Origin of the sequence: Shewanella sp. 10N.286.52.A9, from assembly GCF_041468985.1 — a bacterium.
Lineage (GTDB): Bacteria > Pseudomonadota > Gammaproteobacteria > Enterobacterales > Shewanellaceae > Shewanella > Shewanella japonica.
On record NZ_JBFRJQ010000012.1, the window covers coordinates 215653 to 229847 of the forward strand.

13 protein-coding genes are annotated in these 14195 nt (G+C 40.2%); 8 read left to right on the forward strand and 5 right to left on the reverse strand.

The genetic code is table 11. From position 1 onward, the window contains the following. Positions 1-10: 10 nt before the first annotated feature. Both ispA and xseB read right to left on the reverse strand, forming a co-directional pair. A complete protein-coding gene (gene ispA / locus AB4128_RS11855; RefSeq protein WP_372037761.1) occupies positions 11-892 on the reverse strand; it encodes a (2E,6E)-farnesyl diphosphate synthase in 882 nt (293 codons plus the stop codon). Between the two features lie 2 nt (positions 893-894). Next, the gene (gene xseB, locus AB4128_RS11860; RefSeq protein WP_055024984.1) at positions 895-1131 is read right to left on the reverse strand and encodes an exodeoxyribonuclease VII small subunit; all 237 of its coding nucleotides are present in this window, start codon (positions 1129-1131) and stop codon (positions 895-897) included. A gap of 414 nt (positions 1132-1545) precedes the next feature. Here xseB and pomA point away from each other — a divergent pair, with 414 nt between their 5' ends. The 3 genes from pomA to thiI all read left to right on the forward strand — a co-directional run bounded on the left by pomA (position 1546) and on the right by thiI (position 5128). Then, the gene (gene pomA / locus AB4128_RS11865; protein ID WP_055024983.1) at positions 1546-2313 is read left to right on the forward strand and encodes a flagellar motor protein PomA; all 768 of its coding nucleotides are present in this window, start codon (positions 1546-1548) and stop codon (positions 2311-2313) included. Positions 2314-2316: 3 nt separating this feature from the next. Beyond that, on the forward strand, positions 2317-3249 hold the full coding sequence (locus AB4128_RS11870) for a flagellar motor protein MotB (RefSeq protein ID WP_055024982.1): 933 nt from the start codon (positions 2317-2319) through the stop codon (positions 3247-3249). A 424-nt stretch (positions 3250-3673) separates the two neighbouring features. Continuing rightward, entirely contained in the window at positions 3674-5128 is a 1455-nt protein-coding gene (thiI, locus tag AB4128_RS11875) for a tRNA uracil 4-sulfurtransferase ThiI (RefSeq protein ID WP_119968977.1), read from the forward strand. Positions 5129-5291: 163 nt separating this feature from the next. Here thiI and AB4128_RS11880 read toward each other — a convergent pair whose 3' ends face one another. After that, positions 5292-5528: a hypothetical protein gene (locus AB4128_RS11880; protein WP_055024980.1), complete on the reverse strand. Its 237-nt coding sequence runs from the start codon at positions 5526-5528 to the stop codon at positions 5292-5294. 181 nt (positions 5529-5709) lie between these two features. On the opposite strand from AB4128_RS11880, the gene AB4128_RS11885 reads away from it, so the two are divergent. The 4 genes from AB4128_RS11885 (at position 5710) to rlmM (ending at position 9203) form a co-directional block, all read left to right on the forward strand. Continuing rightward, positions 5710-6621: a transcriptional regulator GcvA gene (locus tag AB4128_RS11885; RefSeq protein ID WP_055024979.1), complete on the forward strand. Its 912-nt coding sequence runs from the start codon at positions 5710-5712 to the stop codon at positions 6619-6621. 145 nt (positions 6622-6766) lie between these two features. Continuing rightward, on the forward strand, positions 6767-7501 hold the full coding sequence (locus tag AB4128_RS11890) for an alpha/beta family hydrolase (RefSeq protein WP_372037762.1): 735 nt from the start codon (positions 6767-6769) through the stop codon (positions 7499-7501). A 19-nt stretch (positions 7502-7520) separates the two neighbouring features. Beyond that, positions 7521-7898: a DUF423 domain-containing protein gene (locus AB4128_RS11895; RefSeq protein WP_055024977.1), complete on the forward strand. Its 378-nt coding sequence runs from the start codon at positions 7521-7523 to the stop codon at positions 7896-7898. Positions 7899-8111: 213 nt separating this feature from the next. Then, positions 8112-9203, forward strand: coding sequence for a 23S rRNA (cytidine(2498)-2'-O)-methyltransferase RlmM (gene rlmM, locus AB4128_RS11900; RefSeq protein WP_055024976.1), 1092 nt, complete (start codon positions 8112-8114; stop codon positions 9201-9203). 115 nt (positions 9204-9318) lie between these two features. Here the strand turns inward: rlmM and AB4128_RS11905 are convergent, their stop codons facing one another. Continuing rightward, on the reverse strand, positions 9319-10329 hold the full coding sequence (locus AB4128_RS11905; protein WP_055024975.1) for an isocitrate dehydrogenase: 1011 nt from the start codon (positions 10327-10329) through the stop codon (positions 9319-9321). A 486-nt stretch (positions 10330-10815) separates the two neighbouring features. On the opposite strand from AB4128_RS11905, the gene AB4128_RS11910 reads away from it, so the two are divergent. Then, entirely contained in the window at positions 10816-13578 is a 2763-nt protein-coding gene (locus tag AB4128_RS11910) for a prolyl oligopeptidase family serine peptidase (RefSeq protein ID WP_372037763.1), read from the forward strand. Between the two features lie 148 nt (positions 13579-13726). Here AB4128_RS11910 and AB4128_RS11915 read toward each other — a convergent pair whose 3' ends face one another. Beyond that, a complete protein-coding gene (locus AB4128_RS11915; protein ID WP_082420081.1) occupies positions 13727-14194 on the reverse strand; it encodes a DUF3192 domain-containing protein in 468 nt (155 codons plus the stop codon). Position 14195 lies beyond the last annotated feature (1 nt).

Consider the following 14195-nt stretch of genomic DNA (forward strand, 5'->3'; position numbering starts at 1 on the left):
ACTGTCTCTTTTATAATCTTCGCGCAATGATATAGCGGGCGAAGTCTGCAATTAACTGGCTATTGTAGGTCAATTTAGCCAGCGCTGAAAGTGCATCGTTAATTAGTTTTTCGGCGCATTCATTAGCACCGTCAAGTCCAAGTAAGCTCGGAAAAGTGCTTTTGTTGGCTTCTTCGTCACTGCCTTGTGGTTTACCAAGCTCTTCGGTGCTGGCAGTGATATCTAAAATGTCATCTTGAACTTGAAAAGCTAAACCAATATTTTCGGCGAATTCTCTGATGATTTGCTGCTCTGTGTCAGAGGTATTAGCAGCAATTAACGCTAATTCTGCGGCGCAACTTATTAACGCACCAGTTTTTTTGTTATGTAATTGGGTCAGCTGTTCAATATTAATACGTGTATCTGTCGAACTCAGATCAATTGCTTGTCCGCCACACATACCACTATAGCCTGAGGCTTTAGCTAGTGCCGTTACCATTGCCAATTGTTGCTGTGGATTGATCCCTTCGACTGGCTGACAAATGAGCTCAAATGCCAGTGTTTGTAGTGCATCACCTGCTAATATCGCCGTTGCTTCATCAAAAGCAATATGTACCGTTGGTTGGCCACGGCGAAGCGCATCATCATCCATAGCGGGTAAATCGTCATGGATTAATGAGTAAGCATGGACGCACTCAATGGCCGCTGCGGCATTATCGAGTATGCGACTATCAGCACCAAGCATTTCACCGATACTGTATACCATAAATGGACGAATACGCTTGCCGCCAAGTAAAGCACCATGAATCATCGCAGCTTTTAATTGGGGAGCATTGTCATCAAGTTCATTTAGTTTTGCTTCAAGAACTCGATTGACACGTTGTTGATATTTTTCAATAGCTTGGTCTAACACGCTTATTCGCCTTCAACGGTAAATGGGGTCAGATTCGTATCATCTTCATCAAGTAGGATAGATACTTTTTGTTGGGCTTGTTCAAGCTTAGATTGGCTTTGACGTACAAGCTTAATTCCGCGCTCGAATTGTTTGAGGGCATTGTCTAGTGTGACTTCACCTTGCTCAAGATCTGCGACGATGTTTTCAAGCTCCGATAACGATTCTTCAAAACTTAGATTCTCAGGTTTTTTAGCCACAATTATGATTCCTTCTGATTTGCGGATGACAAGGTATATCAGGGCGACCTAAGGGTCAAATTCAGTCGTTGTTTATTTGCTCAATAGCACGCTTTAAGACTGAAAATTTATACAATTAGTAAAAAATCTCTAAACTTGGGCTAAGTTTGACCGATAACTATAACGAAAGCCAGTTTCCTTCATTCGCATTCATTTAATTGATGGCCCACTCGTAAATAGTGACCTAATAATTGATGAATTTTTTAGCACTGGCCGTTATTTTATAATCGAATGCTGTTTTTTCAGTGTTTTTTGATATTTGAACTATTATCCCTGTTGCACAGGGTGTTACATTGATACTGAAAAGATAAGTGCTGCGTTGGTAGTGATTTATCAGCTAAGGCAGCATTTTAAGACTGCAATCAAGGAGACATTGTGGATTTAGCAACCCTAATCGGTTTGATAGGCGCATTTGCATTTATTATTGGGTCAATGGTCAGCAGTGGTGGTATTTCCATCTTTGTTGATGTGCCGTCGATTATGATCGTATTTATCGGTTCATTGTTTGTGGTCATGATGAAGTACAATTTAAAGCAGTTTCTTGGCGCTGTTAAAATTGGTGCTAAAGCTTTTATGTTCAAAATTGACAAGCCAGAAGATCTCATCGAGCAATCAGTCAATATGGCAGATGCCGCTCGTAAAGGTGGTTTCTTAGCTTTAGAAGAAGCGCAAATCACCAACAGTTTTATGCAAAAAGCAGTTGATATGTTGGTTGATGGTCACGATGGCGATGTCGTACGAGAAGCCTTAGAAAAAGACATAGCCTTGACCGAAGAACGTCATAAAACCGGTATCGGCATTTTTAAATCTTTAGGTGATGTAGCACCTGCAATGGGGATGATCGGTACCTTGATTGGTTTGGTTGCCATGTTATCAAATATGGATGACCCGAAATCTATTGGGCCATCAATGGCAGTGGCATTATTAACCACACTTTACGGTGCAATCATTGCCAACATGATTGCTATTCCAATCGCGGATAAATTGCAGTTAAGAATGAGTGAAGAACTCCTCAATCGTAATTTAATCATGGATGCTGTATTAGCGATTCAAGATGGTCAGAATCCACGTGTAATTGAAGGATTTTTGAAAAACTACTTAGCTGAAAAACAACGTCAAATTGATACCACGGACGGAGAGTAACTCATGGCCAAAAAAGCCAAGTGTAATTGTCCGCCACCTGGCGCACCTTTATGGCTAGCGACATTTGCTGATTTAATGTCGCTGCTAATGTGTTTCTTTGTACTGTTATTGGCTTTTTCCGAAATGGATGTGATGAAGTTTAAGCAAATTGCCGGTTCAATGAAATACGCCTTCGGGGTGCAAAATAAAGTCGAAGTGAAAGATATTCCCAAAGGTACCTCTGTGATTGCGCTGGAGTTTCGCCCAGGCAAGCCCGATCCTACTCCGATTGAAATTATTAACCAACAAACCAACGAGATGACTCAACAAACGATTGAGTATCAAGCAGGTGAAGATGCCAGTGCTGGCGGCGTTCAAAAGCAACAAGGTGAAAACCGAGGCGGCAATTCTTCTGCTACTGCGCAGCAACAAGCTCAAGCTCAGCAATCTCAAGCTTCATCAGAACAAGAGAATATTAACGATCAAGTTAAGAAGATGGCTGAAAAGCTCAATGAAGAGATTGTTGATGGTGCCATAGAAATTGAATCATTAGGTCAGCAAATTATTATTCGAATTCGTGAAAAAGGCTCCTTTGCTTCGGGATCTGGTTTTCTACAGCCTCGTTTTAAGCCTGTGGTTCGTTCAATTGGTGAGTTATTAAAAGATGTCCCTGGTATTGTCACGGTTTCGGGGCATACTGACGGAATGCATATTAGTAATGAGCTTTATAGCTCTAACTGGGACTTGTCTAGTAAACGTGCTGTTGCTGTCGCCCATGAGCTAGCAAAAGTGAAAGGGTTTGATGAAGCGAGAATGCAAGTGGTTGGTATGGCATCCAACGCCCCGTTAGTACCCAATGACTCTAACCAAAATCGCAGTCGTAATCGTCGAGTGGAAATTGCCATTGAGCAAGGTAAAGCTAAAGAGTCAGATGAAATTGAGGTTATGTCGCCATAGATTTTGCGCCATAGGTTTTTTGTACCATAGTTTTTTAACCAAAGTTTTTAGCGACATACAATGGCTTAATAATAACCTATGGTAGGATTATCATCAGTGGCGTTTTTGTTAAGTTTGTTGTTTTGATTATTGTTTTTATGGTGAGTTATCAAGCCGTTTTAGTATCAGATTAATTCTGTTATTACTGCGGCTTTTTTATTAGCCTGAAGCCTGATAAATCAATAAGCCTGTGCTCAAATCTGGTGATTTATTGTGTTTGGTAAATAGACAATTTTTGTTATAATCCCGCCTTTAATGGCTGGTTGCTTTTCTAGCCATCATTTTTAAGCCTTTTTACATATTAAATTTTGATATATTTTTGTTTTATATCATTGGTTTAGTTTGCTAGTAAGGTAATACCGAAACAGAAGCCCGCGGAAATCCAATGAAGTTTATCGTAAAGCTATACCCAGAAATCATGATGAAAAGTAAAACGGTGAGAATGCGTTTTACTAAAATCCTTGAAACAAACATTCGCAATGTACTTAAAAAAGTTGATGATGATGTAAAAGTGCAACGCCAATGGGATCGTATCATGATCCATGTAGCGAGCGATGAACAAGCAAGAATTGATGCGATTTCAGCTAGATTAGAATGTATCCCTGGTATTGCTCATGTGATTCAAGTTGATGAATACTCATTTGAGTCAATTGATGACATTTACCAGCAAGTTTTGCCTGTATATAAAGATGAACTAGCAGGTAAAACCTTCTGTGTACGTGTTAAGCGAACAGGTAAACATGATTTCAATTCAATTGAAGTCGAACGTTATGTCGGTGGTGGTTTAAACCAGCACACTGACGCTGTTGGCGTGAAGTTAAAAAATCCTGATATGACAGTGAATCTTGAGATTGATCATGAAAAGCTATACATGGTTGTACGTCGTATTGAAGGTCTAGGTGGCTTCCCTATGGCCACTCAAGAAGATGTGTTATCACTTATTTCGGGTGGTTTTGATTCTGGTGTTTCTAGCTATCAGTTTATCAAAAAGGGCGCACGTACACATTACTGTTTCTTTAACTTAGGTGGCGCTCAACATGAGATTGGCGTTAAACAAGTTGCTTACCACTTATGGCAAAAGTATGGAGAATCTCATAAAGTTCGCTTTATTACAGTGCCTTTTGAGCCAGTTGTAGAAGAGATCCTTGAGAAAATCGATAATGGTCAAATGGGCGTTATTTTAAAGCGTGTGATGATGCGTGCGGCCACTAAAATTGCAGAGAAGTACGGTATTCAAGCACTAGTTACAGGTGAAAGTCTCGGTCAAGTTTCAAGTCAAACCTTGACTAACCTCAATGTAATCGACCGTTGCACCGATTTATTGATTCTGCGTCCACTGATCACCATGGATAAGCAAGATATCATTAATGAAAGCCGTAAAATTGGCACAGAAGATTTTGCTAAAGCTATTCCTGAATATTGTGGTGTGATTTCACAGAAACCAACAGTGAAAGCCATTTTATCTAAAATTGAAGCTGAAGAATTGAAGTTTTCAGAAGATCTTGTCGATAGAGTCGTTAATGACGCTGTCGTGATTGATATCAAGCAAATTGCAGAAAAGGTCGAAACAACGGTAAGTGAAACTGAAACAGTCGCTGCAATCGATAATGACGAAGTGGTTATTGATATTCGTGCTCAAGATGAAGAAGAGCAAAATCCGCTAAAAATAGCTGATACAGAAATATTGAAGATCCCTTTCTTCAAACTAGCCACTCAATTTGCAGACTTAAGTAAAGAAAAAACTTACCTATTGTATTGCGATCGTGGTGTGATGAGTAAATTACAAGCTCTGTATTTAACTGAGCAAGGCTACACTAACGTTAAGGTTTACCGTCCTTAATTGATTCGTCGATTCGAATAAACTATGTTAATGCTAAATAGCCATTAGATTAATTCTAGTGGCTATTTTTTTACCTGAAATAGCTGTGAATATTGAATATAAAAAAACCGCATTACCAATAAAATGGTTAATGCGGTTTTTTTGAAACGGTTTTTACAGTAAATTAATCAGCAATACGTGTTTCAGCCGTTTTGATTGTCGCTTTGTCTTCTTTCTCTTCGGTTAGCGTGTTTTTCACGTTAACATCGATGTTGTTTTGCATTTCATTCATGCTTTGCTCAAGTTCAGCATTAATTGATGCTTGAAGGTCGCTGATATCAATTGTGGTATCATTTGCTGTGGCCATAAATGCACATGAAGAGAGTAAAGCAGCTGTTGCTAACGTTGTTAAGTTAAACATAAAGGGTCGCCTCCGAGGTGACAAATCACACTGTCGGACACTCCCTTATTACCTGGTAGAGATTGTCCAACTCACTAAATTTCAATGGTTATAATTTAAACGAACACAGTGTTCTTTACAAACGACAAAAAATAACGATAATCATTAGAAAAACTAATTAAAAAACGAGAGATTGATCACTATGTCGAGAAGATTGCCACCTTTGAATGCAGTCAAAGCATTCGAGGCTGCTGCGAGGCACTTAAGTTTTACTCGAGCGGCAGAAGAGCTATTTGTCACGCAAGCAGCAGTCAGTCACCAGATAAAAGCACTAGAAGATTTTTTGGGCTTAAAACTATTTCGACGCAAAAATCGCTCGCTATTATTGACTGAAGAAGGCCAAAGCTACTTCCTCGATATCAAAGATATTTTTATCCAATTAGGCGAATCTACCGATAGGCTATTAGCCAGAAGCGCGATTGGTTCGTTAACGGTAAGCATGTCTCCAAGCTTTGCAATTCAATGGCTTGTGCCAAGACTTGCAAAGTTTAGTGAGAAAAACCCAGACATTGATGTGCGAATTAAAGCTGTAGATAGCGAGGTCGACTCATTGACTGATGATGTCGATGTCGCGATTTATTATGGTCAAGGTAATTGGCCTGGGCTACGTGCAGATAAACTCCGTAATGAAGTGTTAATTCCTGTTTGTTCACCGCTGTTATTGAGCGGTCCTAAGCCTCTTGAAAAACCCAGCGATTTAAAAAATCACACCTTATTACACGACTCAAGTCGTCAAGATTGGCAGGCTTGGTTTAGACAATGCGGGATTAGTGAAATTAATGTTAATTCTGGCCCTATCTTCAGCCATTCATCATTAGTATTGCAAGCTGCGGCTCATGGTCAAGGTGTGGCATTGGGGTATAGCGTATTGGCAAGGCCTGATATTAAAGCCGGTCGACTTGTGTGTCCGTTCTCGGAAGTATTAGTCAGTAAAGATGCTTATTACCTTGTGTGTCAGCAGAGCCACTCAGAACTCGGAAAAGTGGCAGCTTTCAGAGAATGGATGGTAGATATGTTTGCTGAAGAGTCACGCAGTGAGCTATTAGCTGGTTAGATAAATAAGTCGTTACTTTCTAGAAGTGATTTATTACTTGCTGTGCTTAAGCTGCACGAAACTATGAGGCGTTTAAAGCAAAGTGTTGCTAAGAGGCCTCAACTTACCATTCAACAATTATTCATCAATAAGTGAACCCCAATCAATGACAGATAAGTTGTGCTCTAGTGAAATCAATGGTCAAGCAATAGAATATATTTTACAAGGTGAGCAGAGCAAAACCTTAGTGGTTTTTGCTCATGGTGCTGGCGCTAATATGCATCATGAGTTTATGGAGGCTGTGGCAACTGGACTGAGCCAAACTGGCGTTCAAGTGTTACGTTTTAACTTTTTGTATATGCAAGCCAACATGCAAGATGGCAAACGCAGACCTCCAGATAGGGCGCCAAAACTACTCAATCATTTTCAACAAGTATTGCAGCAAGTAATAGCGCAAAATAAACAGCAAACCTTAGCGGTTGAGAATATTATTTTAATGGGGAAATCTATGGGTGGCAGAATGTCGGCCATATTGATGACACCAGAGTTAGCTGAAATGGCGAAGGTCGAACTTGTACCTGAATTTTCAGAGATCGCTAAATTGATTAAAGGCGTGATTTGCCTTGGTTATCCTTTTGTTCCATTAAAAGGTGGAGAACCTAGATTAGCACCAGTCAATGATTGCACTGTACCGTTATTAGTTATGCAAGGGGAGCGTGACAAATTTGGCGGTAAAGAAGAACTCCCGCAATGGCCTTTAAACAAATCGATTGAAATACAGTGGATTAAGGATGGCGATCATAGTTTTAAACCACGGAAGTCGTCAGGGACCACATTAGAGGCTAATCTGCAAACTTGTATTCAACAATGTCAGCATTTCATTAATGCACATATAAATTGATCATTTAAAGGCAATCATGATGAAAAAAGGTTTACTACTTTTAGCAGCGCTAAATGGTTTTTTAGCCGTTGCGCTTGGCGCATTTGGTGCACACGGATTAAAAAATATTGCCTCACCTGAGTTAATTGCCATTTTTAACTTAGGCGTTGATTATCACTTTTATCATACCTTTGCGATTATCGCTGTTGCGTTTGCAGGCCATTGGATCTCGTCAAAGCTACTTGATTGGGCTGGGTATCTGTTTTTTATCGGCATCTTATTGTTTTCTGGTTCATTGTATCTTTATGCCTTTACTGGGGCTAAGTGGATCGGACCAATAACTCCAATGGGGGGGGGATGCATGTTAATCGGTTGGATATTATTTGCAGTTGCCATTGCTAAGTATCAGAAAGATTAATGAGTTAACCTACTGAAAAGCCATGTGAGTTTATTAAAAGCAGCTGAAACATCGTTTTAGCTGCTTTTTTAGTTTCTGTATTTCTCGTTTCATTTCACACAGAATTATGAATTTTGCGTATAATGCAGCCCAGCAAACTATTTTTAATCACAAGCACTGACGTCATTATTCTAATGGAACGTACAGTCTCGTTATCGACACCAAAGGTTCATCATGAAAAACCTATTTTTATTCTGCCGTGCAGGCTATGAGAAAGATTGCGCAGCAGAAATTCAACAGCGTGCAGCTGAATTGAATATTGGTGGTTTTGTAAAAACCAATACCAATGATGCTTATGTTATTTTCCAAAGCTTTGAAGAAGATGGTGGTGAACAACTCGCAAAAAGAATTGAGCTCAACTCTTTGGTGTTCGCGCGACAAATGTTTGCGGCAAATGATTTACTAAAAGATTTGCCAGAATCAGACCGTGTCTCTCCAATTGTTGCAGCTTTAGCGGAAGTGTCAAAAGCGGGGGAGTTACGTGTTGAAACGCCGGATACTAATGAAGCGAAGGAATTATCGGGTTTTTGTCGTAAGTTTACCGTGCCACTAAGGCAAGGTTTGAAAAAGTCAGGCTCATTGCTTGCTCAAGAAAATGACAAAAGACCCATTATTCACGTTTGTTTTGTTGGACCAGGTCAAGCGTACGTTGGTTACTCACTGACTAATAATAGCTCGCCTCATTTTATGGGGATCCCACGTCTTAAAATGGCGGCTGATGCACCTAGCCGGTCAAGTTTGAAATTAGACGAAGCATTTGGGCACTTCTTAACAAAAGAAGAACAAGAACAGCGCTGTCGCTCAGGTCTTCATTCTGTTGATTTAGGGGCATGTCCTGGCGGTTGGACCTATCAGCTCGTTCGCCGCGGTATGTTTGTCGCCGCTGTTGATAATGGTCCTATGGATCAAAAGTTGATGGATACAGGTCAGGTTCGTCACTACCGTGCTGATGGTTTCCGTTTTGAGCCACCGCGAAAGAACATCTATTGGCTGGTGTGTGACATGGTTGAGAAGCCTTCACGGGTTGCAGAGCTTATGGAAGCATGGGCGATAAATGGTTGGTTTAAAGAAGCTATTTTTAACCTTAAGCTACCAATGAAAAGCCGTTATAAAGAGGTGAGACAAATCCTCGATACCATGGCTGAGATTTTAAAAGAAAACGAAATCGAAGATTTTAAAATCCAATGTAAGCATCTTTATCATGACCGTGATGAAGTGACAGTGCATTTATGGGTTAAACCAAATACACCATGGAACTTTAATTAATCCTTGAAGCGATATTGGCATTGTTTTGTGATGTTTATTGTTTCAGCTATAAAAAAGCCCTTAGTGAATCTCACTAAGGGCTTTTTATTATCAATTTAGCTTAATAATGCAAAGATTAGCCTAAACGGTCAATAACGGCTTGAGTGAAGTCAGTCGTACCGTGTGTACCACCTAAATCGCGAGTCGTACGGTCGCCTTCTTCGATCACTGCAGATACTGCACTGCGGATCATTTCAGCTTTATCAGCCATACCTAGATACTCAAGCATTTGGATAGATGCAAGAATAACTGAAGTTGGGTTTGCTAAGTTTTTACCCGCAATATCAGGTGCACTGCCATGTACGGCTTCAAAAATCGCAGCGTCGCTACCGATGTTAGCACCTGGTGCCATACCTAAACCGCCCACTAAACCTGCACATAAGTCAGATAAAATGTCACCGAATAAGTTAGTTGTTACCAATACATCGAAATTTTCTGGATTCATGACCAACTTCATACATGTTGCATCAACAATCATTTCTTCTGTTTCGATATCTGGGTAACGCTGGCTTACTTCACGCGCCACTTTCAAGAATAAACCTGAAGTCGACTTCATGATGTTTGCTTTGTGAACAATCGTTACTTTTTTACGGTTTTCTTTACGAGCAAGCTCATAAGCGAAAGTGGTAATTTGTTCAGCACCTTGGCGAGTAATGATACTAGTTGCTTCTGCAGTAGCACCATCTTCAGATACTTTTTGGCCTAAACCAGAGTACATACCTTCGGTGTTTTCACGAACGGTGATGATATCAATATTGTCGTAACGTGCTTGAGTACCTTTAAACGAAAGCACTGGACGTACGTTTGCGTATAAGCTGAACTTTTTACGCAAGCTAACATTGATAGAAGTAAAGCCTTCACCCACTGGAGTGGTTAATGGACCTTTAAGAGTGATACGGTTTTTTTCAATAAGGTCTAAGGTACGCTGAGGTACTAATTCACCTTGTTTTTCTAAAGCGGCTAAACCGGCGTCTGCAAATTCATATTCAAAGTCGCAACCAGCTTTGTCGAGAATCTTTAAAGCGGAATCGATAATGCTTGGTCCAATCCCGTCACCTGGGATTACGGTTATAGTACGTTTTGGCATGGATAGTCCTTCCACCTAGTAGTTACTGCATTTCTCTGTTCACGTTAACAAGCTTGTAACAGAACGATTTACTAACGTTTTAATGCGCCGCATTTTAACGAATTTAGAATTTTTTTTACAGGATTTAGTGAGTTTAATCACATATTTTTTGTATTTTTTAAGTTAATCCTCAGCTGATTGCTTTAATATATTCACAATAGCGTAAATTTAAGATTCAATTAGCGTCATAAATACACTTTACATGTTGCAAAAAGGTTGGCGCGGCAATGATTTTACCTGAGTAGCTTAGGTAGATAAGAATATTTTTACAGACGACTTTGGTCTAACAGGTTAAAAATGCACCAGTAAATAGCTGGATGGTTTACCTCAACATCACTCAAGTCGATTAAATGTTAGCTCGTATTCATTGCGTATGTGTCAAAGCGCTTGATTGAATAAAGATCCATTTGTTTAATTGCTCGATAATAATAACTCACGAGGATGACTTTGAAGTTACATACATTTCTACCACTGACGTTACTCGCCGCGTCCGTTGCAGTAAACGCTGCGCAGCAGCCAAAAACGTTAAGCTTAAATGACATCATGCATTTTGAAACCCTACAACAGCCAGTTATTTCTGATAATGGTCGTGTTATTGCGGTTGAAGCGATGCCTGATAGAGGCGACAGTCGCGCCTTAGTGAATATTGCCGCGACTCAAAAACAGTACGTTATTGATGGTGGTTCGGCACTTCAGCTTAATAGCCAAGGCTCTTTTGCAATAGCGAAAATTGAGCCGAGTTTATTATCTGCAGAGACCCTCAAAAAGTCTGAGCTTCATAGTGGTTTGGTATTGCTAAATACCAGCACTGGAGAACAACAGCAGTTTGAAAAGGTAAAACACGCAGAATTTAGCCCTAATGGTGAGTTTGTCGCGATATGGTTTGAAGCTGAAGAATCCGAAGAGGCTGATAAGGAGGCGGATAAAGACGATAAAGCCAAAGTTGATGAGAAAGACACTGGCAGTAAAATCAAACTTATTCATCTAGCTGATAATAATGCTCATGAGTTTGAGCATGTGACACAGTTTGCTTTTGACAGAGTCGGTAAAAACTTTGTTGTTGCGAGCAACGATATCAATAATCAGCGCCACACCATTAAAAAAGTTAATTTAATCAATAATACCTTAAACCAACTACACCAAAGCCAAACTCAACAATTTGGAGAGTTAAGCGTATCTGACGACGGATTATGGCTTGCGTTTACCAGTGGTGATGCCGCCGTTAAGCGAGATGAACGTGAGTATCAGTTATCTATTATTGATTTGAAAAATAGCCAGGTTAAGCCAACGCCTACAACGGATGAATGGACACTTAATCAATATTCAAAAATCTTCTTCTCAGAAGATAGTTTGCGGTTATTTGTAGGTCGAGTTCCACAGGTTGATAAAGTGGTTTCTTTACCTGAAATAAAACAGCAAGCTGATTTGTTTGATACTGAAGTCGTAACCGGCTTACGAAACCTGAAAGTATGGCACGGGGATGATCCTAAAATTAAGCCCCATGAAGTCAAACAATACAGTAAAGAATTACAACGTACTTACTTAGCTGTTCTTCACGTCAATGCCAACCGTATTGTGCAACTAGCAGATAAAGATGTACCAAATGTGCAATATGGTGAGCAAAAACGATATCTATTGGCCACATCAGATGTGCCTTATCAAAAAATGATCACTTGGGCTGGTTTTTATCAAGATGTGTATTTAGTGGACTTAAATACAGGCCGAAAGCAGCAGCTTTTAACCCAGCACCCAACGAATGAAATGCCGACGCTATCACCTAATGCGAGATTTGTGGCTTATTATCAGCAAGGTCAACTCTTTCTCTATGACATTGCAGGAGTAAGAAGGCATACCATCTCTAAAGACATTAGCGTGAGCTTTGCCAATGAAGATCATGACTACCCAGGTAATGCACCGAGTTATGGCTTTGGCCCTTGGTTAGCTGATGGTTCAGGTATTATTGCTTACGACAAGTATGATGCTTGGCAATTTAGCAGTGCATCATTCGATGGCTTTATGCTGACGGCCGGTGAGGGGCGTAAAACCAGTACGCAAATGAGAATTGAAGGGTTGTATGAAGACAAGAATGTCCCAGCAACGATAGCACAGCAGCAAACGGTGTTGGTGCATGGTTACAACGAAAAAACCAAAGCGGATAGCTTATACAGTGCCGTTGTAGGTGTGCCTGGGTTAACAACCTTGATGGAAACCGATGCGAAAGTGAAAGTGCTAGCAAAAAGTAAAAATGCTGACACTATCGTGTATTCAAAAGAGCGTTATGATCTTTATCCTGACCTTTACACCGCTGACATTGCAGCACCGCAAGATGGTGTTAAGCAAACGGCGTTAGATAAACAGCGAGATGATTTTAATTGGGCCAGTGCCGAGCTAGTGCAATGGCGTGATGCAGATGGCCGATTAACTGACGGTGTATTGATCAAGCCGACTAATTATCAAGAAGGTAAACAGTATCCTGTTATGGTGTATTTCTATCGCTTTATGAGCGACCGATTACATTCATTCCCGCATATGGCTATTAATCATCGTCCTAACTTCGCTTGGTACGCTGACAATGGTTATGCGATTTTCTTACCGGACATTCGGTTTGAAGTTGGTTATCCAGGTGCATCAGCGGTTAAAGGGTTAACTTCTGGTGTGCAAAAGTTAATTGATATGGGCATTGCAGATCCTGATGCTGTCGGTATTCAAGGACACTCATGGGGTGGTTATCAAACTGCATTTGCGGTTACCCAAACCAATATCTTTAAAGCAGCTGTAACGGGGGCCCCTGTGTCTAATATGACGAGTGCATACAGTGGTATTCGTCATGGTTCTGGTTTAGCTCGACAGTTCCAGTATGAAACAGGCCAAAGTCGAATTGGAGAAAGTTTATTTAACTCCCCACAAAAATATATTGAGAATTCACCAGTATTTTATGCTGAACGTATTCAGACACCAATGATGATCATGTTTGGTGATAAAGATGATGCGGTGCCATGGGAGCAAGGCGTTGAGTTATACCTTGCAATGCGACGCACTGGTAAGGATGTGGTGTTTTTACAATATGAAGACGAGCCGCATCATTTGAAGAAATATCCGAATAAACTCGACTATACAATCAGAATGAAGCAGTACTTTGACCATTATCTTAAAGGTGCTAAAGCCCCTGAATGGTTAGAGAAAGGTGAGGCTTATAAAGAGTATCAATAACAGTTAAATAGACTTAATTATGATTAATAAAAATGCCACATTATGTGGCATTTTTTATGGCTAAAGTAACCTTGCACACGATTGTGGCTCAATAGGCTGACAGTCGAATTCTCGTTTTAAAACTGAGATGTTAGGGGCAATTATCAGTTTACTTTTCACCTTCTGATAAAGGGGTCTTATGGTCATCAGAATCTGTTTCGGCGACTGCAGGGGGAGAAGCTGGGATGACATTATTTAAAATGGGAATTTGTAAAAACTGATCGTAAGTCTCTTGTCCCCACGCAATCAATTTTCCATCTTTAAATAACAATGGCGTGCACTCATCTTTAGTAGTGATGCCGTCAGATTTAACATGATGGGTTCGATAAAACATGATCTGAAAGTTAGCGTTGTCAGTTGCTTTCGCTTCGGTAAAGTCCGCTCGACCCATTAATTTTCTAATGTTCTCAATAGGCTGGCCTATATTGATTTCACTGAGCATATTGTGATTAAACTCTTGTCTTTCTTGCCAACTTCTATCTTCTGGTTTCGGTTCATAAACCATCACAACGGCAATTGCGAAGACGATGTAGGCAATGAACATGGAGGCGATGATAAAGGACATTTTTGAATTCATT